This is a genomic window from Aeromonas molluscorum (assembly GCF_051376105.1).
GTDB lineage: Bacteria > Pseudomonadota > Gammaproteobacteria > Enterobacterales > Aeromonadaceae > Aeromonas > Aeromonas molluscorum.
In genome coordinates this window covers 1,649,167-1,669,325 of the sequence record NZ_JBPQCY010000001.1, presented here as the reverse complement: position 1 = coordinate 1,669,325, position 20,159 = coordinate 1,649,167, and the positions used below count along the sequence as shown (strand labels likewise).

22 protein-coding genes are annotated in these 20,159 nt (G+C 61.9%); 14 read left to right on the top strand and 8 right to left on the bottom strand.

Annotation, left to right across the window (positions count from 1 at the left end; genetic code table 11):
- Positions 1-159 precede the first annotated feature (159 nt).
- The 3 genes from ACSMDR_RS08080 to ACSMDR_RS08070 all read right to left on the bottom strand — a co-directional run bounded on the left by ACSMDR_RS08080 (position 160) and on the right by ACSMDR_RS08070 (position 2,107).
- On the bottom strand, positions 160-603 hold the full coding sequence (locus ACSMDR_RS08080) for a nucleotide triphosphate diphosphatase NUDT15 (protein ID WP_436467877.1): 444 nt from the start codon (positions 601-603) through the stop codon (positions 160-162).
- Between the two features lie 77 nt (positions 604-680).
- Positions 681-1,682 carry an NADP-dependent oxidoreductase gene (locus tag ACSMDR_RS08075; protein ID WP_436467876.1) on the bottom strand — a complete coding sequence of 334 codons (1,002 nt, stop codon included), beginning with the start codon at positions 1,680-1,682 and terminating at the stop codon, positions 681-683.
- Positions 1,679-2,107: an Ohr family peroxiredoxin gene (locus ACSMDR_RS08070; protein WP_005904743.1), complete on the bottom strand. Its 429-nt coding sequence runs from the start codon at positions 2,105-2,107 to the stop codon at positions 1,679-1,681. Before ACSMDR_RS08070 ends, ACSMDR_RS08075 begins: the two co-directional genes overlap by 4 nt.
- 144 nt (positions 2,108-2,251) lie before the next feature.
- Here ACSMDR_RS08070 and ACSMDR_RS08065 point away from each other — a divergent pair, with 144 nt between their 5' ends.
- The 3 genes from ACSMDR_RS08065 to ACSMDR_RS08055 all read left to right on the top strand — a co-directional run bounded on the left by ACSMDR_RS08065 (position 2,252) and on the right by ACSMDR_RS08055 (position 3,410).
- Entirely contained in the window at positions 2,252-2,677 is a 426-nt protein-coding gene (locus tag ACSMDR_RS08065) for a MarR family winged helix-turn-helix transcriptional regulator (protein ID WP_436467875.1), read from the top strand.
- Between the two features lie 39 nt (positions 2,678-2,716).
- Positions 2,717-2,947 (top strand): DUF3761 domain-containing protein, encoded by a 231-nt coding sequence (locus ACSMDR_RS08060; RefSeq protein WP_436468227.1) that lies wholly within the window; start codon positions 2,717-2,719, stop codon positions 2,945-2,947.
- A 148-nt stretch (positions 2,948-3,095) separates the two neighbouring features.
- Positions 3,096-3,410 carry a hypothetical protein gene (locus tag ACSMDR_RS08055; protein ID WP_436467874.1) on the top strand — a complete coding sequence of 105 codons (315 nt, stop codon included), beginning with the start codon at positions 3,096-3,098 and terminating at the stop codon, positions 3,408-3,410.
- A gap of 90 nt (positions 3,411-3,500) precedes the next feature.
- Here ACSMDR_RS08055 and ACSMDR_RS08050 read toward each other — a convergent pair whose 3' ends face one another.
- Entirely contained in the window at positions 3,501-3,977 is a 477-nt protein-coding gene (locus ACSMDR_RS08050) for an Lrp/AsnC family transcriptional regulator (protein ID WP_005904753.1), read from the bottom strand.
- A gap of 335 nt (positions 3,978-4,312) precedes the next feature.
- A complete protein-coding gene (locus ACSMDR_RS08045; RefSeq protein WP_436467873.1) occupies positions 4,313-4,957 on the bottom strand; it encodes a helix-turn-helix transcriptional regulator in 645 nt (214 codons plus the stop codon).
- Between the two features lie 255 nt (positions 4,958-5,212).
- Here ACSMDR_RS08045 and ACSMDR_RS08040 point away from each other — a divergent pair, with 255 nt between their 5' ends.
- Together ACSMDR_RS08040 and ACSMDR_RS08035 are read left to right on the top strand one after the other, a co-directional pair.
- The gene (locus ACSMDR_RS08040; RefSeq protein ID WP_436467872.1) at positions 5,213-6,451 is read left to right on the top strand and encodes an MFS transporter; all 1,239 of its coding nucleotides are present in this window, start codon (positions 5,213-5,215) and stop codon (positions 6,449-6,451) included.
- Positions 6,452-6,518: 67 nt separating this feature from the next.
- On the top strand, positions 6,519-7,334 hold the full coding sequence (locus ACSMDR_RS08035) for a Cof-type HAD-IIB family hydrolase (RefSeq protein ID WP_436467871.1): 816 nt from the start codon (positions 6,519-6,521) through the stop codon (positions 7,332-7,334).
- 112 nt (positions 7,335-7,446) lie between these two features.
- On the opposite strand, the gene ACSMDR_RS08030 is transcribed toward ACSMDR_RS08035, so the two are convergent.
- Positions 7,447-8,016, bottom strand: coding sequence for a DUF2799 domain-containing protein (locus ACSMDR_RS08030; protein WP_436467870.1), 570 nt, complete (start codon positions 8,014-8,016; stop codon positions 7,447-7,449).
- 221 nt (positions 8,017-8,237) lie between these two features.
- Between ACSMDR_RS08030 and ACSMDR_RS08025 the strand changes: the two genes are divergently transcribed.
- The 3 genes from ACSMDR_RS08025 to ACSMDR_RS08015 all read left to right on the top strand — a co-directional run bounded on the left by ACSMDR_RS08025 (position 8,238) and on the right by ACSMDR_RS08015 (position 12,304).
- Positions 8,238-9,077, top strand: coding sequence for an isopenicillin N synthase family dioxygenase (locus tag ACSMDR_RS08025; RefSeq protein ID WP_436467869.1), 840 nt, complete (start codon positions 8,238-8,240; stop codon positions 9,075-9,077).
- A 222-nt stretch (positions 9,078-9,299) separates the two neighbouring features.
- Positions 9,300-10,613 (top strand): sodium-dependent transporter, encoded by a 1,314-nt coding sequence (locus tag ACSMDR_RS08020; RefSeq protein WP_436467868.1) that lies wholly within the window; start codon positions 9,300-9,302, stop codon positions 10,611-10,613.
- 377 nt (positions 10,614-10,990) lie between these two features.
- Entirely contained in the window at positions 10,991-12,304 is a 1,314-nt protein-coding gene (locus ACSMDR_RS08015) for a sodium-dependent transporter (RefSeq protein ID WP_005904768.1), read from the top strand.
- A 91-nt stretch (positions 12,305-12,395) separates the two neighbouring features.
- On the opposite strand, the gene ACSMDR_RS08010 is transcribed toward ACSMDR_RS08015, so the two are convergent.
- Both ACSMDR_RS08010 and ACSMDR_RS08005 read right to left on the bottom strand, forming a co-directional pair.
- The gene (locus ACSMDR_RS08010) at positions 12,396-12,863 is read right to left on the bottom strand and encodes a hypothetical protein (protein ID WP_436467867.1); all 468 of its coding nucleotides are present in this window, start codon (positions 12,861-12,863) and stop codon (positions 12,396-12,398) included.
- 83 nt (positions 12,864-12,946) lie between these two features.
- Entirely contained in the window at positions 12,947-14,323 is a 1,377-nt protein-coding gene (locus tag ACSMDR_RS08005) for an aminotransferase-like domain-containing protein (RefSeq protein ID WP_436467866.1), read from the bottom strand.
- A gap of 116 nt (positions 14,324-14,439) precedes the next feature.
- Between ACSMDR_RS08005 and ACSMDR_RS08000 the strand changes: the two genes are divergently transcribed.
- The 6 genes from ACSMDR_RS08000 to ACSMDR_RS07975 all read left to right on the top strand — a co-directional run bounded on the left by ACSMDR_RS08000 (position 14,440) and on the right by ACSMDR_RS07975 (position 20,047).
- Positions 14,440-15,036 (top strand): LysE family translocator, encoded by a 597-nt coding sequence (locus ACSMDR_RS08000; RefSeq protein ID WP_005908470.1) that lies wholly within the window; start codon positions 14,440-14,442, stop codon positions 15,034-15,036.
- 116 nt (positions 15,037-15,152) lie between these two features.
- Positions 15,153-15,743: a LysE family translocator gene (locus ACSMDR_RS07995; RefSeq protein ID WP_005908469.1), complete on the top strand. Its 591-nt coding sequence runs from the start codon at positions 15,153-15,155 to the stop codon at positions 15,741-15,743.
- 100 nt (positions 15,744-15,843) lie between these two features.
- Complete coding sequence (locus tag ACSMDR_RS07990; protein ID WP_436467865.1) at positions 15,844-16,545, top strand: aspartate/glutamate racemase family protein; 702 nt, start codon at positions 15,844-15,846, stop codon at positions 16,543-16,545.
- A 202-nt stretch (positions 16,546-16,747) separates the two neighbouring features.
- Positions 16,748-17,857 (top strand): 1-acyl-sn-glycerol-3-phosphate acyltransferase, encoded by a 1,110-nt coding sequence (locus ACSMDR_RS07985; RefSeq protein WP_005908467.1) that lies wholly within the window; start codon positions 16,748-16,750, stop codon positions 17,855-17,857.
- 298 nt (positions 17,858-18,155) lie between these two features.
- Positions 18,156-18,626, top strand: coding sequence for a NanQ anomerase/TabA/YiaL family protein (locus ACSMDR_RS07980; protein ID WP_005908465.1), 471 nt, complete (start codon positions 18,156-18,158; stop codon positions 18,624-18,626).
- 221 nt (positions 18,627-18,847) lie between these two features.
- Positions 18,848-20,047 (top strand): acetate kinase, encoded by a 1,200-nt coding sequence (locus tag ACSMDR_RS07975; protein ID WP_436467864.1) that lies wholly within the window; start codon positions 18,848-18,850, stop codon positions 20,045-20,047.
- Positions 20,048-20,159 lie beyond the last annotated feature (112 nt).

Sequence of the window (20,159 nt, the reverse complement as noted above, 5' to 3'; positions counted from 1 at the left end):
CCACGCATCAGGCGCAGTCGGCCAGTCTTGGTCGATGGGGCAGGGTGTCGGCTGGCTTGATTGGGGCAGGTAGCAGAGCCCGGCTCGCCAGCTGGCAACGGCCTGGCGGCTGGCTCGATTGTGGCAGGTAGTAAAGCCCGGCTCGCCAGCAGGCGATGGTCATGGTGTCGGCTGGCTCGATTGTGGCAGGTAGCACAGCCCGGCTCGCCAGCTGGCAATGGCTTGGCGGCTGGCGTCGAAGTGGGGTTCCGGCAGATGGTCCGGATCGCACCAGTACCACCCTTCGCACTTATCTGGTTCACGCAGTTCGGGTTCGCCATCGACCTTGGCCAGCAGGGTAACTGAGACATAATGGAGGCCGCTCTCGCGCCAGGTTTCCAGGTTGTTGCTCACCGCGACGACTTGGGGATGGTGGATGATGAAGCCGATCTCCTCGGCCACTTCGCGGATTGCCGCCGCTTCGAAACTTTCACCAAGCTCGAGGTGACCACCAGCGATGGACCAGTAGGGGGCATGGCTGCCCTTGCGTTTGCCGAGCAGCACTTGTCCCTGGGCGTTGACCAGGATGACGCCGATCCCGACGCGGGGGTAAGGAGTGGACATTGGATTCCTCGCTGAATGAAAAACGGGCCCACATTAGAACCTGTGGACCCGTTTCGCAAGCCGTCAGCGAGGGGCTATCAATCCAGCTTGACCAGCATCTTGCCGGTATTGCGTCCCTCGAACAGGCCGATGAAGGCAGCAGGCGCCTGCTCCAGCCCCTGATAGACGGTTTCGTTGGCCTGCAGTTGCCCCTCTTCGAAGGCGGGGGTCACCTCGGCCAGGAAGTCGCCATAGTGCTGCCAGTGATCAAATACGATCAGGCCCTGCATGGTGAGGCGCTTGCGGATGATCTGGGAGAGGTTGTTCGGCCCTCCCTGACCCGCGCCATTGTACTGGTCGATGAGGCCGCACATGACGATGCGGCCGTTGATCACCATGTGATCCAGCGCGGCCTCCAGCATGGCGCCCCCCACATTCTCGAAGTAGACATGGATCCCCTCGGGGGCCAGACGCGCCAGCTCGCCGGCCAGATCCTGGGTCGTCTTGTAGTTGATCACCTCATCTATGCCCAAGGCTTCGAGGGCCGCTACCTTGTCGGCCGAGCCAGTGGAGCCGATGACGCGGGCGCCGGCCAGCTTGGCAAGCTGCACCACCATGGTTCCCACGGCCCCCGAGGCGGCCGAGACCAGCACGGTTTCACCGGCTTGCAGCTTGGCTATCTTGTGCAGGCCAACCCAGGCGGTCATGCCCGGCATGCCGAGGGCGCCGAGGAAGCGCTGGGGCGGCAGCGAGCTTTGCGGCAAGCGGGTGAGCGCGGCGCCGGGCGCGATGAAGTGATCGCGCCAGCCCTGCATGCTGCTCACCCTATCGCCGATGGCAAAATCCGGATGGCGGGAGGCGATCACGGTGCCGATGGCGCCGCCGTCGAGGGCGCTGTTGAGGGTGAAGGGTGGCACATAGCTCTTGGCCAGTGACATGCGACCCCGCATGTAGGGATCCACCGACAGCCATTGGTTGCTGACCTCCACCTCCCCTTCATTCAGAGGGGGCAGCGCCACCTCGGCCAGGGTGAAATCGGCCAGGTTCGGCAGGCCGGACGGGTAGCGCAGCAGTTGGATCTGGCGGCTAATCTGGTTCATTTGGTTTCCTCCAGTAGTTGGCCGTTGAGCAGCAGGCGGGTGGCGACATTGCCCCGCATGGCATTGGCGAAGGGGCAGGTCTGGTGGGCTTTGCGCACTATCTGCTCGGCGAGATCCCCGGTCAGGGTCACCTCCAGCAGGATGGCGAAGGTGAAGGTGCCATCGGCACGGGCCAGCAGATCGACCGTGGTGGCGACAGGCGCTGCGGCAAGGGGTGATCCCAGGGCTTTGGCGACATGAAGCAGGGCGTTGGAGAAGCAGGCGGCATAACCGGCTGCCAGCAACTGCTCCGGGTTGTTGCCCTGGCCGTTGCCGCCGAGATCGGTGGGCAGGGCCAGGGCCAATTGCAAGGTACCGTCCTGGGTGTGAACTTCCCCGTTGCGACCGGCCTGGGCCAGTGCCTGAGTGCGATAGAGGCTCTTCATGATGATGGCGTCTCACTATGGTTTGTGTGCAAAGTAAATTAAGGCTAATACCGCGACACGCTTTTGACAACTACTTTGTGTGCAAAATATTTGGGTGGCGATTAATCTCGGGTATACTGGCCCCATAGCTAGCGAGGTAGTGCCATGAGCGAATTGAAGAAGCAGGTCTGTTTTGCGCTCTATAGCGCCTCCAATGCGGTAATGCGTGCATACCGCCCCCTGCTGGATCGGCTGGATCTCACCTACACCCAGTATCTTGTGATGCTCTCCCTCTGGGCCGAGGACGGGGTCAGCCTCAAGCAGATTGGCCAGGATACCGGGCTGGATGCGGGCACCCTGACCCCCATCGTCAAGCGGCTGGAGAGCAAGGGGTGGCTCACCCGCACGGTGTCGACGGAAGATGAGCGGCAGAAGTGTGTGGTGCTGACCGACACGGGACGTGCCTTGCAGGCCGAGGTTCGCGCCAGCTGCCTGGCCGACAACTTGCGCAATCAGGTGGACTTGAACGATGCTGAGCTGACCCAGCTCAAGGGACTGTGCGATCGCATCTCGAGCCAGCTGGGTCGCTGAGTCCAATCCGGCAATGTGAGGAGATCATGGATGACAAGGATAAGCCGACTGGTCCCGCTGTTGGGGCTCTTGCTGGTGGCCTGTGGTGGCACGGGCCAGCATGCGCGCCCGCTGGAGATCGATGATGCCGACGCCTGGCGCGCCATCTGCAAGGATGGTACCCGGGTCAAGGCGGTGCGCGAGCAGGGGATCTGTGACGATCACCATGGGGTGGCCATGTGGATGAATAAGCCAGGAGAGGCCGCCACGGCAGAGGAAGCCACCAACTGAGGGGAGATCCTCATCACAAAATGACGCAACCGACCGCTCTGGTCGGTTTTTTTCGCGATCCCGCTAGCAGTTTGCCCGACTGTTCATGGTGTACTCAGTTTTCTCTTCCCATACTGGCTTCATCAGTCCCACGTGAGGAGTACCAGAAATGCAGCATTGGGTCGGACTCTCCATCCTATGGGGACTAGCCAGTTTTGGTGTGCAGGCCGATTTCATCGAGAGCCGGGATCCGGTGGAGCCGCTTTGGCACGCCCAGTCGCAGGTCGAGATGGAAGGCTATTTGATAGAATCTCTTGGTGAGAGGCGCTGGGTATTTGATACCGGCTCGGACAGCCTGCTGGTCGAGCTGCCGCAGGGGCAAGCCGCGCAGACTGACGAGCGATTGGTGCTAAGTGGCGCCCCCCGCCAGGCGGCCGAAGGCTGGCTGCTGCAAGTCGAGGATGTCAGCGCGGCAGTGTCCTGAGCGCTCAGGGGTAACAGAGCACCAAACAAAGAGGAGGCCTTGGCCTCCTCTTTTTCATGCCGTCTCATCAGGGTGGCCGGACCGCTAGCCTCAGCCCAGGTGGTTCAGGGGCAGGGCTGTCTTCTGCTTGATGCGGCGCAGCACGAAGCTGGAGCGCACCCCGGTCACTCCGGGAATGTGGGTCAGCTTGTCCAGCAGGAAGTGCTGATAGTGTTCCATGTCGCGCACCACCACCTTGAGCTGGTAATCCGCATCGTTGCCGGTGATAAGGTCGCATTCGAGCACTTCTGGCAGGGCCGAGATGGCGGTGTCGAAGTTTTCGAATCGCTCAGGGGTATGTCTGTCCATGGAGATGTGAATGTAGGCGGTGAGAGTGAGCCCCAGCTGGCGAGCGTTGAGCAGGGTGACATGGGCATCGATGAGGCCCGCATCTTCCAGCGCCTTGACCCGTCGTGAGCAGGGAGAGGGGGAGAGGCCGACCAGCTCGGCCAGTTCCAGGTTGCTGATGCGACCATTCTCCTGCATCAATTCCAGAATATGACGGTCTATACGATCCAGTTTCAGCATGCTTTGTCACCTTGTCGCAATGTTTTATTGTATTTTTCTAGATTAAGGGTGAGTCGTTGCAAAAACAATCGAAAATAACCAATTCTTCGCAACCACTCGCCCGAGGCATCCGGGTAATATGAACTCATCAAACGGTGGTCAGGCAGTGGCAGCATCCAGCCCCTGCGGCGACGAGTCCAACCAGACTCCGAGCACCATAAGACGTCACGCCTAATCGGGCCATGACAGACAGATGCGGGCTTACCGGTCCGTAGAAAACAACAAAGCAGGCCTCCCGGCGCCTGCTTTGTTGTTTTTTGTCGCGGGCTACAGACCCGCAGGCTTGGCTCAGCGGCTTACTGCTCGGGTCCCTGGGCGTCATCGAGAGGGGGGCTGATGCGGTAGAGGCAGCGGTGATCGCCGCTGAGCAGATACTCCTCACGCTCGACCCGGGCCGGGGCCAGCAACTCGGCGAAGATGGCGAGTTCGCTGCGACAAAAACCCTGACACCCTCGCGCCGCGACACAGATGGGGCAGTGACTCTCCCACAATAGCCAGCTGCCATCCGCCTCCTGGCGGGCCTCGGCCATGTAGCCTTCCCGGGTGCGCAAGATGGCCAGTTCCGCTACCCGTTCAGCCAAAGAGAGCTCGGCCAGTTGCACCCGGTAGCGCCCCAACTGCTGCTGTTCGCGCTCCGCAATCACCTTATCCAGTCCGCTCTCCCCAAACAGCTGCTGCACCGTTTCAATCAGACGAAGAGTCAGCTCGCCATGGCCATCGGGGAAGCGCTGCCAGGCCTGTTCGGTCAACAGCCAGAGCCGGCTCGGGCGGCCTCGCCCTCGGGCCTCATCCCGAAAACTCACCCAGCCATCGGCCTCCATGGCTTGCAGGTGCTGGCGAGCGCCCATGGAGGTCATCTGCAACTGCTCGCCAAGGGCCGCGGCGCTCTGGGGGCCTTGGGTCTTGAGCAAGTGAAGTATCTTGTCGGTGCTGGCGTTCATGCTGTGACCCTGATTACCGAATGGCGCTTGCTGGCAGTGACAGCGCCCTGGGGGATCCATGGCATCTTGAGCAGGTGAAGTATCTTGTCGGTGCTGGCGTTCATGAGGTCACTCTGATTATCGGCATCGGGTTATCGACAGCGTCTATGGGGGAATTATGGGTAGATGCATCATTTAAATCAACATTTCACTTTACAAAATAAGCGTCGCTCACCAGTATAAATAAACTTTTAACTTTACTTAATGGTGGGTGCGATGGAGAGCCGTAGAGACAAGGTGAGTCTGTGGGTGCTGGTGATGACGGTGACGCTGGCGGTGGCAGGCTTTAGCTTGCCATCGCCGGTGTTGGCTCCTTTGATGCTGGATCCGGCGCAAGGCATGCTGACACCGGACGCCTCGGACTGGAGTCGCAAAGTGTGGCTGGGTGTCGTGATGGGGCTCTACCCCTTGTTCCAGTTGTTGGGGGCGCCCCTGCTGGGGCGGTTGTCGGATCGTTATGGTCGCAAACCCATACTGACCATCTGTCTGGTCGGCGTCTTGGCAGGCTATGCCTTGATGGCGCTGGGGATCGCCTGGCGATCCTTGCCAATCCTGCTGCTCAGCCGGGTGCTGGAAGGTTTCTTCAACGGCGACATCGCCATAGTGCAGGCGATGGCGGCGGACATGAGCACGACCAAGGCCAAGGCCCGCAACTTCTCCATGATAAACATCGGCATGAATCTGGGGTGGGTATTGGGCCCCATGATTGGGGGTTATGCCGCCGTCATCTCCGGGGATTACAGCGTGGCGGCCTGGTTGGCGGTGGCAATGACGGCGGCCAACTTGCTGCTGGTTCTCTGGTTAGTGCCCAACCGACCGCCACTGCCCAATCTTGCCACGGCACCGCGCCTGTCAAATCGCGCCCTGCTGCTTGCACCGGCCCTGCTGCCTTACTTCGCACTGACCCTGCTCAGCTATGGCGCGGTGCAGCTCTATTTCAGCTACTTCAATGTCTGGCTGGTAGAGGAGCTGACCTGGGATCCGGCGCAACTGGCGCAAGGGGCCGTGCTGGTGAGCGTCCCCATGATGCTCGGATCCTGGCTGGGGGGCTGGCTCTCTCGCCACTGGCGTGGCAGCGCCCTGGGCATAGTCGGCCATCTGCTGATGGCGGCGGGGATGTTGATGTTTATTCTGCCTAGCCAGTGGTGGGGCCTGGCGCTTACTTTTATTCCCGCCGGTATCGGCATGAGCCTGGGGGAGCTGGCGACCTCGGTGGCCATCTCCAATCGCAGCTCGGCCGAGCAGCAGGGTCAGGCCATGGGGCTCTATCGCGGCATCGCCGTCGGCAGCGAGATAGTGGCCGTGGTGTTGGGCAGCCTGGCGCTGCTGGCGGGCAATCAGTGGCCCTTCTATCTGGCGACGGCCTGTTCCCTGTTTTGTGTGCTGGGCTTCTATGCGCTGCGACGCCGGGCCGACAGGGGCAGACAGATCACAGAATGGGCCCCTCACTCCTGATGAGACTTGCATCCCGGGGGCGAGTCTGGGAATTTATCCCCTCTTGTTTCGCCTGTTTGGAGGGAATATGACGCAGTACAGAGCCATAGCGCTCGATATGGATGGCACTCTGTTGACCCGGGATCACCAGATCTCGAGCGCGACCCGGCAGGCGCTGGCCGAGGCCCGTGCCCGTGGCATCAAGGTGCTGCTGGTTACCGGGCGTCACTTCATGACGGCGCGCCCTTTCCATCATGAACTGGGGCTCGATACCCCCATCATCTGCAGCAACGGTGCCTATCTCTATGATCCCAACGCGGATCGGATCCTGACAGGGGATCCCCTGGCTCGGGATCCCCTGGCCGAGTTGCTGGCAGCCATGGCTGAGGAACAGATTGAGGCCCTGGCTCACCTCTCTCATGGCATAGGCCATCTGGGATGCGAGCCTTATGTCACGCGGATCCGCGACTGGTCGGCCAAGATGGATACCCGGCTCAGGGTCAGCTTCCTGCCCCAGAGCGCCGCCGATTTGCTGGCCCAGCCCGAGGTCTGGAAGCTGGAGCTGTTTGGCCAGGACCCGGCCCGCCTGCACGATTTTGTCAGCCGTAAGATAGCGGCGTTGCCCTTCACCCAGGACTGGGCCGCGCCCTATGCGGTCGAGCTGGTCAAACCTGGTTGCAGCAAGGGTAACCGGCTGGCCCAGTGGGCGGCAGGGGAGGGGATCGCCATGAGCGAGGTGGTGGCGTTTGGCGACAATAACAACGACATCAGCATGTTCGAACAGGTCGGGTTGGCGGTCGCCATGGGCAATGCTGCGCCGCAGATCCAGAGCTTGGCGCACAAGGTCACGGCGGATCATAACGAGGACGGCATCGCGCTGGGTCTGGCGCGTTGGGTGCTTTAGTCGCGCCAGCTTAACATTTGATAGCAAGAGGCCGATGCAGTGCATCGGCCTCTTCTCATGCAATGGCCAGTGCGCATCGGGCTTAGCGTCATGCTGGCCGCATGCTGTGAACTTATAGCTTGAACTCTATCACCCGGGGTGGGTAGCGCAGCCGGTTGTACTCATCGCGCAGCGCCCTGTCGCGGCGTATGGCGCGCTCCCGTTGATAACGGTAACTGTCACGCTGGGCACTGTCGTTCTCCTTGCGGATCCGCTGCTCGAGCTGGTAGATGTCTTGCTCGTTTTGGGAGATGGCATTGCTCAGCTCGTTGAGTCGGGCGGCCAGTTGGTATTCCTGACGGCCGCGTTCGAACTGGCGCAGGAAGGTTTCGTCATTGGGACAGACTCCTTGATACTCAGTGCCCTCTCGCCCCTTGCGATAGGCCAGCTCCGGGATGCAGTAAAGCTCGAGTCCCTTCTTGTAACCGCGCTGCCACTCGGCCTGATCGACTCTGATGCCGTATTCGCCGCAGCTGTCGGCATACCCCTTGCTTGCGTCCGGCGCCTTGCCCTGCTCACCATCGGCAAAGCCCAGGTTGTACCAGCTCATGGCGGCGCACTCTTCCTGGGAGAGGCTGCTACAGGCTCCCAGCAGCAGGCTGATGCCAAGGATAATCCCCTTGGCTAGCGTCCGTTTCATCATCTAAATGCTCCTTGCGGCGGGCATGGCGTATCTGGGCGGGTCATGGGATGACGCATTCTAGGAGCCGGTTCGTCCGGGAACAAGAGGGCTGCGGGCTGTTTTGTATGCCGCGGCTGCCTGTCTGCGCCCCGGCATGGCTGGGCCGGGGCGGCACACCTTTTCTTGCGAGCCGCATGAGGGTAAACTTGCGGCCACTTTTTAACAGCCATGCAACAGCAACCATGAAAGTCCTGACCGTTGATTATCGGGCGCCAGACGCCGCCCAGCGCTTCACCGAATCCCTGCGAACCACCGGCTTCGGTGTGCTGACCAATCACCCCATCCCCAAGGAACTGGTGCAGGGGATCTATGACAACTGGTATCGCTTCTTCATGAGCGAGCGCAAACAGGATTTTCTATTTAACCGGGAGACCCAGGACGGCTACTTCCCGCCCTCAGTCTCCGAGGTGGCCAAGGGTCACAGCCAGAAGGACATCAAGGAGTACTTCCACCTCTATCCCTGGGGCCAGATGCCCGAAGAGCTGAAGGCGCAAGCCATGGAGTATTACCAGCTGGCCAACAGCCTGGCCGCCGAGCTGCTCTCCTGGGTGGAGCAGTACACCCCGAGCGATATCGCCGCCAGCTACAGCTGCCCGCTCTCTTCCATGATCGACGAGAGCCAGAAGACGCTGCTGCGGGTGCTGCACTATCCGCCGTTCGATGGCACCGAGGAGCCGGGAGCCATTCGTGCCGCCGCCCACGAGGACATCAACCTGCTTACCATACTGCCCGCATCTAACGAACCGGGTCTGCAGGTGATGGGGCAGGATGGGGAGTGGATGGACGTGCCCTGCGATTTCGGCACCCTGATCATCAACATCGGGGACATGCTGCAGGAGGCCTCCGCCGGCTATTACCCCTCCACCACTCACCGGGTGATCAACCCAAGTGGCGGCAGCGCCAACAAGTCACGGATCTCCTTGCCGCTCTTCCTGCATCCGCGTCCGGATGTGGTGCTCTCCGAGCGCCATACTGCCCACAGCTACCTGATGGAACGGCTGCGCGAACTTGGCGTGATCTGAGTCAGGGGCCCGCATTACCTCGCATAAAAACCGGAGCAAATTTGCTCCGGTTTTTACTTTTTGGCATTAAAGTTCTAAAAATGTACTTTAATTGGTTAATCGTGCCAATAGTGACCCCTGATACCCGTTTTAGTTGATTGTGATTGCGTGGCCTCTCCCTTACTCTGGCTGCCGCTTTTCGCCAGCGCCACCCAATGTCCTGGCCTCGACACCGGAGTTCGTATGCAGCAGTCCCAATGGTCCTCTCGCCTGGGTTATATTCTCGCCGCCGCAGGGTCGGCCGTCGGCCTTGGCGCCATCTGGAAGTTTCCCTATGTGACGGCTGCCAATGGTGGCGGCGCCTTCCTGCTGGTGTTCCTCTTGTTCAGCTTCACCCTGGGGGTCGCCGTGCTGATGGGCGAGACCTTGCTGGGCAGCCGCAGTCGGCGCGGCGTGGTCGGCGCCCTGTCCAGCCTGGCCGGCCCGCACTGGCGATGGCTCGGCGTCATGGGCCTTGTCTGCAGCCTGCTCATCTTCTGCTTCTACAGCGTGGTGGGGGGCTGGACTCTGGGTTATACCGGCATGGCACTGGCCGGCAGCCTCAACAGCGGTGATGGCGTCGCGCTCACGGCCCGCTTCAATGACTATGTCGGGGATCCCGTCTGGCCACTGCTGACGCACCTGCTGTTTGCCGCCCTTGCCTGGTGCTGTGTGCAGGGGGGCGTGCAGAAAGGGGTGGAGCGTACCCTGCGCTGGATGATGCCAAGCCTGCTGATCATGATGGTGCTGCTCGCCGCCGTGGGTTTGACCCTGCCCGGCGCCATGGCCGGGGTACGCCACTTTCTGCTGCCGGACTTTAGCAAGCTCGGCATGAACGGGGTGCTCGATGCCCTGGGGCTGGCCTTTTTCTCCCTCTCCATCGGCCTTGGCATCCACACCACTTATGGCGCCTACCTGTCTGACAGCGAGGGGGTTGGTCGCTCCAGCCTCTGGGTCGTGTTGCTGGCGAGCCTGATCGCCGTGCTGGCTGGCCTGATGATCTTCCCCGTGCTGGCGGCGACCGGCATAGACCCCGCAGCGGGCCCCGGACTCACCTTCATGACCATGCCGGCCGTCTTCCAGAAACTGCCCTTCGGTCAGGGATTGGCGACCCTCTTCTTTGCCTTGCTGGTGGTGGCTGCGCTCTCCTCGGCCATCTCCCTGCTCGAACATTTGCAGTGCTTCATCAGCGAGAGCTGGGGCTGGCGCCGCCGCGCGAGCTGCACCCTGATCATCGCCCTGGTGATGGCGGGGGGCATCCCGGTGAGCCTGTCGTTCGGCCCCTGGTCCGGGGTGACGCTGTTTGGCCGCAACATCTTCGAGTTGCTCGACTTTGTCACCTCCAACCTGATGATGCCGCTGTTTGGCCTGGGGCTGACCCTGCTGCTTGGCTGGAAACTGGGACGGCAGATCCTGCCTCGGGGCCTTGGGCTCTCCTGGCAGACTTTGTTGCTCGGCTGCTGGCGCTGGCTAGCCCCCTTGCTGATCGGCGGTATTTTGATCCGCGGTCTGGTGTGAGAGGGGGCGTCAAGACCGGGCTGGGCGGGCAATGCCCTGGTTAAGGGGTCGCCAGAGGAACGGCTGGTTTTGGGCAGTGCGACTCGTTCAAATACTGCTCAAATGGATGAGCGTATGATTTTCAACTAATTCAGTGCAAAAACACTGACGGGATCTGTCAACTTGCCTTGCCATGGTTTAGGCTGTCGCCACATTTCTCGATGGTCTGGATCCCATGTCACGTCGTCTGGTTCAGCTTGGCCGATTTAGTCGCGCCTACCAGAGGTGAGCTTGCAGACATCAGTTAGCCGGATTTCATTGCAAGGGTCGCCTCAGGGCGGCCCTTTTTGTTGTTTGTCCATCATGGAGTCAATCATGTTGTCCTCAAGGGAGTTGGTATGAGCCAGGTGCAGTGGTCTTCTCGTCTCGGTCATGTGCTGGCCGCAGCCGGTACGGCGATCGGTCTCGGCGCCATCTGGAAGTTTCCGTATGTAACTGCCACCAATGGCGGCGGCGCCTTCTTGCTGCTGTTTCTGCTGTTCAGTTTCACCCTGGGGGTGGCCGTGCTGGTGGGGGAGACCCTGCTCGGTAGCCAGAGTCAACGTGGTGTGCTCGGGGCTTTCAAGAAGCTGGTCGGGCCGAACTGGCGCTGGATGGGCTATATGGGCATATTGTGCGGCTTTTGCATCTACAGCTTCTACAGCGTGGTGGGCGGCTGGACGGTCGGTTATGTGGGGCTGGCGGCCATGGGCCGTCTCAACCTGAGCGAGGGAGAGGCGCTGACCGCCCTGTTCAACGGTTATGTGAGCAACCCCTGGTGGCCGGCGCTGACCCATCTGGTGTTTGCGGGCCTGACCTGGTGGTTCGTGCAGGGGGGGATCCAGAAAGGTGTCGAGCGAGCGCTGCGCTGGATGATGCCGGCGCTGTTCATCATGATGCTGCTGCTGGTGGTGGTCGGCCTTTCTCTGCCGGGCTCCATGGCCGGGGTGCGCCAGTTGCTGCTGCCCGACTTCAGCAAGCTGAGCGGCGAGAGCGTGCTCGATGCCCTGGGGCTGGCGTTCTTCTCCCTCTCCATCGGACTGGGCGTGCACACCACTTATGGTGCCTATCTGCCCAACAGCCAGGGGGTGCTGCGCTCCGGGGTCTGGGTCGTGACCCTGGCCAGCCTTATCTCGGTACTGGCGGGGCTGATGATATTCCCGGCGCTGGCGTCGACCGGCATAGATCCAAGCGCGGGCCCGGGCCTCACCTTCATGACGATGCCAGCCGTGTTCAACCAGCTGCCCTTCGGTCAGGGGCTGGCCCTGGTCTTTTTCTTGCTGCTGCTGGTGGCTGCACTCTCGTCGTCCATCTCCATGCTGGAGCATCTGGTGCGTTTCACCTGCGAGGAGTGGGGCTGGTCGCGGCGCAGCGCTTGTCTGGTGCTGACCCTGATGATCATGGCGGCCGGGGTGCCGGTCAGCCTCTCGTTCGGTCCCTGGTCCGAGGTGACCCTGTTTGGCAAGACGCTGTTCGAGTTGCTCGACTACCTCACCTCCAACCTGATGATGCCGCTGTTTGGCCTGGTGCTGACCCTGCTGCTTGGCTGGCGACTGGGGGAGAAGATGCTGCCCGAGGGGTCCCATCCGCTGGCGCGTTTCGCACTGCTCTGGTGCTGGCGGCTGGTGGCGCCGCTGTTGATCGGCGGCATCTTGCTGCGCGGCATCAGCTGAGCGCGCGGCTGTCAGTCGTGAAAAAGGGTTGGCCGGCGGCCAACCCTTTTTTGATCCCCTGAGCGGCTCGATGCTGCCGTTGTCCCAGCCACTATTGCAGGCCGGGCCCCTTGACCGAGAAAGGACAATCGCGCTGGTCAATGAGCAGACTCCCCTGGTCATTGGCGCCCTGCCAGTGCAGTGCGAGCTGGCCGAGCAGTCCCAGATGACGCAACTCGAACTCGTAATCCAGACAGGGGTTGCCGAGGGGGAGGGTCGCCACCCCTTGGGGCAGTCGGTAGTCGTAGCTAAGCCGTGGGCCATCTGCCAGGGTTTGCCGCGCGGGGATCAGGCCATGGGGGCCAGGAGTCCGGGTAGTCAATGCCTGGCGCAGACTGAGCGGTGCATCTATCGCCTTCTGATAGTGGAGACTGTTCATGACGGCCAGCTGCTCTTCCAGTTGCTGCAGCTCGCTATCCAGGCCACCAATCGCCGCGGCAAGCTGTTGCTGGCGGGCTGGGGTGGCGCAACCCGTCAGCAACAGGCTGATGAGCAAGAGGGGGATAGAGGTCAGATACATGGGCTCTCCTGCGTGCACAAGGCAATAAACCACTGGCTGTCTCGGGGCGGTGGGCGACGTGCAATGGCTTGCACGGCCACTGACTATAGCAAGGAGTTCGCAGGGGGCGCTGCGCGCAGCAACCCGGCGAGGCGATCCAGGCCCTCGGCCACCTTGGCATCGGTCGCTGGCTGGCTCAGGCTCAGGCGCACCCCTTGCGGGGCGGCAAACTGACCGGCGGCAAAGTGCTCGCCACTCGCGACCCCGACGTCGAGGGCGTTGGCGGCCTCGGCAAACTCCTGGCTGCGCCAGGGCTCGGGCAGCGGCAGCCAGGCATGCATGGAGCCTTCCTGCCAGCGGGCCCCGGGCAGCAGGTGGCGCAGCAGCTCGCCGCGCCGGGTCAGGATCCGCCGCTGCTGCTCCACCAATGGCATGATCTGGTGCTGGCTCACCAGCTTGCAGGCCAGCTCGATCAGCAGCGGGCTCACCATCCAGCTCGACAGGCGCATCGCCTGGGCGAAGGCGTTGCGCAGGGGAGGGGGCGCCAGCACGAAGCCGACCCGCAGGCCGCCGCAGGCGATCTTGGCCAGGCTGCCGAGGTAGATGACCCGCTCCGGTGCCAGGTTCACCAGGGGGGCCACCGGGGTGCTGGGCAGCAGGCCGTTGACGTCATCTTCGATGATCAGCAGATCGTGGCGGCGGGCGATGGCGACGACGGCCTCGCGCCTGCCCTGGCTCATGGTGGCCGTGGTGGGGTTTTGCAACGTGGGGGTGAGGTAGAGCAGCTTGGCGCGGCGGGTGCGGCAGGCCGCCTCCAGGGCATCGGGGATCAGCCCCTCCTCGTCCATCGCCAGCCCCATCACCTGATTCTTCAGCTGGCGGGCATTGCCCAGCATGCCGGGATAGCTGAGCCCCTCGCACAAGATCGTCTCCCCCACGCAGCCGGTCGCCATCAGGGAGAGCATGATGCCGTGCTGGGCGCCATGGCTGAACAGCAGGCGATCCTCGCTCCCTGCCACCCCCTGCTCGGCCAGCCAGTCGATGAACAGCTGGCGCTGGCCGGGCTGGCCCGCCTCCTTGTCATAGCCGAGCAGGGCATTGAGGTCGCCGTCCGCCACCTCGGTCAGCATGGGGCGAATGATGGCGGCCCTGTCCAGCTGTACCGGCAGGTTTTGCCACAACTCGATGCGGTGCCCCTCTTCCTTGCGGATCACCCACTCGTTTGCGGGATCCGTGCCTGCCCCCTTGACCCAGGTGCCGTGACCCACCTTGGCGGCCAGCAGGCCGCGCCGCTCCGCCTCGCCATAGGCGCGGGTGATGGTGCCCACGGTCACCCCCAGCCTGTCTGCCAGCGCCCGCATGGTCGGCAGCCGGGTGAGGGGAGGCAGGGCGCCGTCGTCGATGGCCTGCTCGATGGCCTTGACCAGCTTGAGATAGAGGGGGCCATCGAAGGGGGTGAGGTCCGGGGTCCAGATTGTCATGGTGACAATAAATCCATTGATCCAAAGTTGTGGCCAATATAGCGTGAAATCTCCCACAACGACAATCAATAATGGCACATTGTACCGATACAATGTGGCAAGAAAGGAGTCACCTCATGACCATCGAATGGTATGCCACCCTGTTTGGCTTCGCCCTGCTCACCTGCGGCACCCCGGGGCCCAACAACCTGATGTTGACGGCATCCGGTGCCAACTTCGGGGTGCGCCGCACCCTGCCACACCTGATCGGGGTGGTGGTCGGCCAGCCGGTGCTGCAACTGGTGCTGGCGCTGGGCTTCTATCCGCTGTTCGAGCGCTGGCCCCTGCTCAAGCTGAGCTTGCAGGTGCTGGGCAGCCTCTATCTGCTGTGGCTGGCCTGGCGCATCGCCGTGGCCGGTGCCCCCGGCGATCCGGCGAGGCGTGCCCGCCCGCTGACTCTGCTGGAAGGGCTGGGCTTTCAGTTCCTCAATCCCAAGGCCTGGATGATGGGGATCTCCGCCATCAGTCTGTTCAGCCTGCCGGGGAGCGACTACTGGCCGAGCCTGTGGGGCATCATGTCCGTCTTCCCCATGGCGGGGCTGCCGGTCTGCTTTGCCTGGGTGCTGTTCGGCCATCAGCTCAGTCGCTGGATCAACTCGGACCGGGGCTGGCGCCGCCTCAATGGCAGCCTGGGTGCGCTCACCGCCTTATGCGTGGTGATGCTCTGGTATTAATGACAGCCTGATTATTGATGCAAAGAAATGCATTGCCGGCCTTGTCGTCAGGGGAGAGGCTCTGCATATTAGGAGGCTTGCCCCATGTCGGGTTGCTGGTATCAAAAGAGGTTGAGATGGATCTGAACTGGTTATTGCCTCTGGCGGGTTTTGCATTGATCACTTGTGGTACGCCGGGTCCCAATAACATGCTGCTCACCAGTGCCGGGGCCGCCCAGGGATTTGGACGTAGCCTGCCGCTGCTGGTGGGGGTGGTTGGCGGCATCAATCTGATGATCCTGGCTACGGCCCTGGGTCTTGGGGTGCTGTTTGACCGGGTGCCGCTGCTGCACGATGGCCTCAAGGTGGCGGGCTCGCTCTATCTGTTGTGGCTGGCCTGGAAGGTGGCCAACGCCAGCGGCCCGGCCGAGGGAAGCCGACCGCTGATCCCGGCCCATCAGGGCGCCCTGCTGCAACTGCTCAATCCCAAGGCCTGGATGATGGCACTCTCCGCCATCAGCGGCTTCACCCTGGCGGGGGAGGCCTACTGGCCTTCGGCATTCTGGGTACTGGGGATCTTCTTCCTGACCGGGCTCTACACGGGAGCATTCTGGGTACTGTTCGGTGCCCAGGTGCGCCGCCTCATTCACACGGCCCGCGGCTGGCGCCGTTTTAATCTTGGCATGGGGCTGGCGACTGCCGCCTGCGTGCTGATGATCTGGATCTAGGCATTGGCCTGAACCTGCTGTCTTGTTGGCCCTGCGGGGCCTTTTTTGTCCGTATTATGCACCGTAACCCAGAGGGCGAGGCGGCGCGAGAGGAGAGCGAATGAAATGCATAGGTGTGCTGGGTGGCATGAGCTGGGAGTCTACCGTCAGCTATTATCAGGCGCTCAACCGAGGAGTCAGGACGCGGCTCGGGGGCCTGCACTCGGCGCGGGTGCTGCTGAGCAGCGTCGATTTTGCCGAAATAGAGCGGCTGCAACATGCCGGAGACTGGCCCGCGACCGCCCTGCTGCTCGGCAAGGCGGCCCAGAGTCTGCAAGCTGGCGGGGCCGACTGTCTGCTGATCGCCACCAACACCATGCACAAGGTGGCCGACGAGATAGCCGCCTCCGTTGAAATTCCCCTGCTGCATATCGCCGATGCCACCGCCCGGCGCCTGCGCGAGGATGGCATCGACACTGTGGGGCTGCTTGGCACCCGCTTCACCATGGAGCAGGATTTCTACAAGGGGCGCCTGCGGGACAAGTTCGGACTCAAGGTGCTGGTACCAACGGCGGCGGCCCAGGCGAGGGTGCATCGCATCATTTATGAGGAGCTTTGCCAGGGTGAAATAAAGGAGGCATCCCGGGCCGATTACCTGGCCATCATAGGGGAACTGGCGGCGGCAGGGGCCGAGGCAGTGATCCTGGGCTGCACCGAGATAGCCCTGCTGGTCGGGGAGTCACCGGCCGCGGTGCCGCTCTATGACACCACAGTTCTACATGCGGAGGCCGCAGTGGCCTGGTCTCTCGACGAGCCGATTTGACGCCAGTCGGCGCGGGTTCCCGTCAGTCGTCAAAAACTGTAATCGATTGGCTCCCTTATTGGTCGTATCACGCTTGTCTTGATGCCGGTCAGATCGCATATCACTCTTTGTGGCATAGTCCTAGGCGCAAAAGTGTGTAAAATTGCGCCCTGAATTTTGGCCGAGCCTTTGGCCAGACTCCCTCTCAAGCAAGGCGGACCCGGTGACAGAAGTAGACAGATTCGCAGACATTCGCCCCTATCAAGATGATGAAGTTCCCGCGGCCATAGAGCGTCTGATCCAGGACGATGAGTTCATCGGTGCCATCGCCAAGTACCGTTTCGGCGCCTTGATGAAGTGGTTCGGCTGGGCGCTGCGCCCGTTGATCCGGTACTTCCTGCGCAGCAAGTGGCGCCATGTCACCACAGTGCATCAGGTGCAGATGGGGGTGACCCGCTACATGAACCGCATGATAGGCAGTTCCACCAAGGGGGTGACTTTCTCCGGCATCGAGCACCTCAAGCAGGGGCAGGGTTATCTGTTTGTCTCCAACCACAGGGACATCGCCATGGATCCCGCCTTCGTCAACTGGGGGCTGCATACCCATGGTTTCGAGACGGTACGCATCGCCATCGGTGACAACCTGCTGCGCAAACCCTGCGCCACCGAGCTGATGAAGCTCAACAAGAGCTTCATCGTCAAGCGCTCCGCCAAGGGACCACGGGAGATGATGAAGGTGCTGGGCGAGCTGTCGGCCTACATCGGTCAATCGGTCCACGAAGGGCACTCCATCTGGATAGCCCAGCGGGAAGGGCGCGCCAAGAACGGCGATGACAAGACGGATCCCGCCATCCTCAAGATGTTCTACGTCGATGGCAAGAAGCAGAAGATCCCCTTCGTCGACTATATGCGCAGCCTCAACATAGTGCCGGTCAGCATCAGCTACGAGCTGGACCCGACCGACAAGGCCAAGGCGCGCGAGCTTTATGAGAAGTCCGTCAACGGCAGCTACGAAAAAGGCGAGTTTGAGGATATCGAGAGCATCGTGGCCGGTATCGTCGGCCAGAAGGGGCGCGTCCATGTCGCCTTTGGCGCGCCCATCACCGAGGGCTTCGAGGATCCGGACCAGCTGGCGGCGCTGATCGACAAAGCCATCTGGGGCAACTATCGCCTCTTCCCCGGCAATTACCTGGCGGCAGATGTGCCCAACAAGGCCAACACCCTGGAGCAGGCGGCATTCTTGACCCGCCAGTCCGAGGTGCCGGAGGAGCACAAGGCCATCTGGCGCGCCATGTACGCCAAGCCGGTCGAGAATGCCAGCAAGGTGCAATAAATCAGGCTGCACACTAAAAAAACGGGAGCTTAGGCTCCCGTTTTTGCGCCTGGTCAAAGTTGGTGGCAATCGAGTAGTGAATAATATTGTTTCAGCTGGTACGATCATCTGGAGAGTGAGCGGGTATCTCTTGGCAAGTCATGGGCGACTGTGCAACAGTGGTTTGGCGCCAACCGGATGACCCCGACTCCTCTCGGTCTGCATGGATTGCAGACGGTGCTAGACAAGGACCTTTGACGGGTCCTTTTTCATTGGCAGGCAAAGATAGACGGCGAATACACCTAAGGATGCGCATCTCATGATCACCGGCAGTCTGGAAACGTTACAACGTACCCCCTTGCCCACCCCGCTGGCTCGCATCATGGCCGAGGTGGTGAAAGACGTCGCGCACTGGGTGAATGCGCCCCTTGGCAAAAGCGATGTCGATGGATTGCGGCTGTTTTGCCTGGTGAGCGAGGAGCTGACGGAGCCCGTCGCCGCTCGCCGCGGCGAGTTTCATGAACAGTATCTGGATATCCAGCTGCTGCTGCGTGGTGAGGAGTGGATAGGCGTCGGGCCTCATGCCTACGTCGATGACGGCGCCGATCACCCCCATCCCGACCTCTGGTTCGTCGATGACGAGCAGACCAGTTATCTGGCGTTGCAGCCCGGCGAGTTTGCCATCTTCTGGCCGGGAGAACTGCATCGCCCTCTCTGTACCCTGACTACCCCCGCCAAGGTGAAAAAGCTGGTGGTCAAGGTTCACAAGGATCTGCTGGCGGAGTGCTAACCAGCAGCGCGGGGCCCCAGGCTCCCGCTCACGACAAGACCGATTCCGATGAGCGGTGGCTTGTCCCGAATTGAAGGCTCGATGGGTGTGCTAGGCACTCACTGTATTGAAAAATTGGGCGCACTTTCCTGCGGCCATAAGCCCCCGGCAGGGGAAATCCCATCCCTCGCGGATGACACGACACTGTCGGCGTAACGCCGGCTCACAGGAAGATGTAGAAGATGAGCAAGTTGGTACTGATCCTTAACTGCGGTAGCTCTTCCCTGAAATTTGCCGTCATGGATGCCACAACAGGCGAGGACATGCTGTCCGGTCTGGCCGAATGCTTCAATCTGGATGATGCCCGTATCAAATGGAAACTCCATGGGGTCAAGGGTGAAGCCATGCTGGGGGCGGGTGCCGCGCACCAGGCTGCCCTCGACCACATAGTGAGCCAGATCCTGCCCCAGGATCCCTCTCTGGCCGAGCAGTTGGTGGCCATAGGACATCGCATCGTACACGGTGGCGAGCAGTTCTCCCGCTCGGTACGCATCGATGATGCCGTCATCGCCGGTATCGAAGCCGCCATCCCGTTCGCCCCCCTGCACAACCCGGCCCACCTCATCGGCATTCGCGCCGCATTGCAGGTGTTCCCGGCGCTGGCGAACAAGAACGTGGCCGTGTTCGACACCGCCTTCCACCAGACGCTGCCGCAAGAGGCGTATCTCTACGCACTGCCCCACACCCTCTATCGCGAGCATGGCATCCGTCGCTACGGCGCCCACGGCACCTCTCACCGCTTCATCGCCGAAGAGACCGCCAAGGCACTGGGCAAGCCCCTGGCCGAGCTCAACATGATCAACTGCCACCTGGGTAATGGCGCCTCCGTCTGCGCGGTGCGCAATGGCGAGTCGGTCGATACCTCCATGGGGCTGACGCCGCTGGAAGGGCTGGCCATGGGCACCCGCAGTGGCGACATCGATCCGGCCGTGGTGTTTTTCATGCACGATCAGCTGGGGTTCAGCGTGGATAAGATAAACCATGTGCTGACCCGCGAGTCCGGTCTGCTGGGGTTGACCGAGGTGAGCAGCGATTGCCGCTATGTCACCTCCAACTATCCCCAGGAAGAGCATGCCAAGCGGGCGCTGGATGTGTTCACCTATCGGGTGGCCAAATACGTGGGGGCCTATGCTGCCGCCATGGAGGGTCGTCTCGATGCGCTGGTGTTCACCGGCGGGATTGGCGAGAACGCCGCGCTGGTGCGCGAGCTGGTGCTGGGCCGTCTGGCCCTGCTCGGCTTCAAGGTGGATGAAGCGGCCAACGCGGCGGCCGTCCTCGGTGGCGAGGGTCGCATCACGGCCGAAGGCAGCCGTCTGGCACTGGTGATCCCCACCAATGAAGAGCTGGTGATTGCCCGTGACGCCCTGGCGCTGGTTGGCTGAGGCAGTCCCATCCCATAGACAACGCCGGCCATGAGCCGGCGTTGTTGTCTCATTCATCAGCCGGTTTGACATATACCGCCAGATCCGTACTCTGGCCGATTCGTTGCAAAGA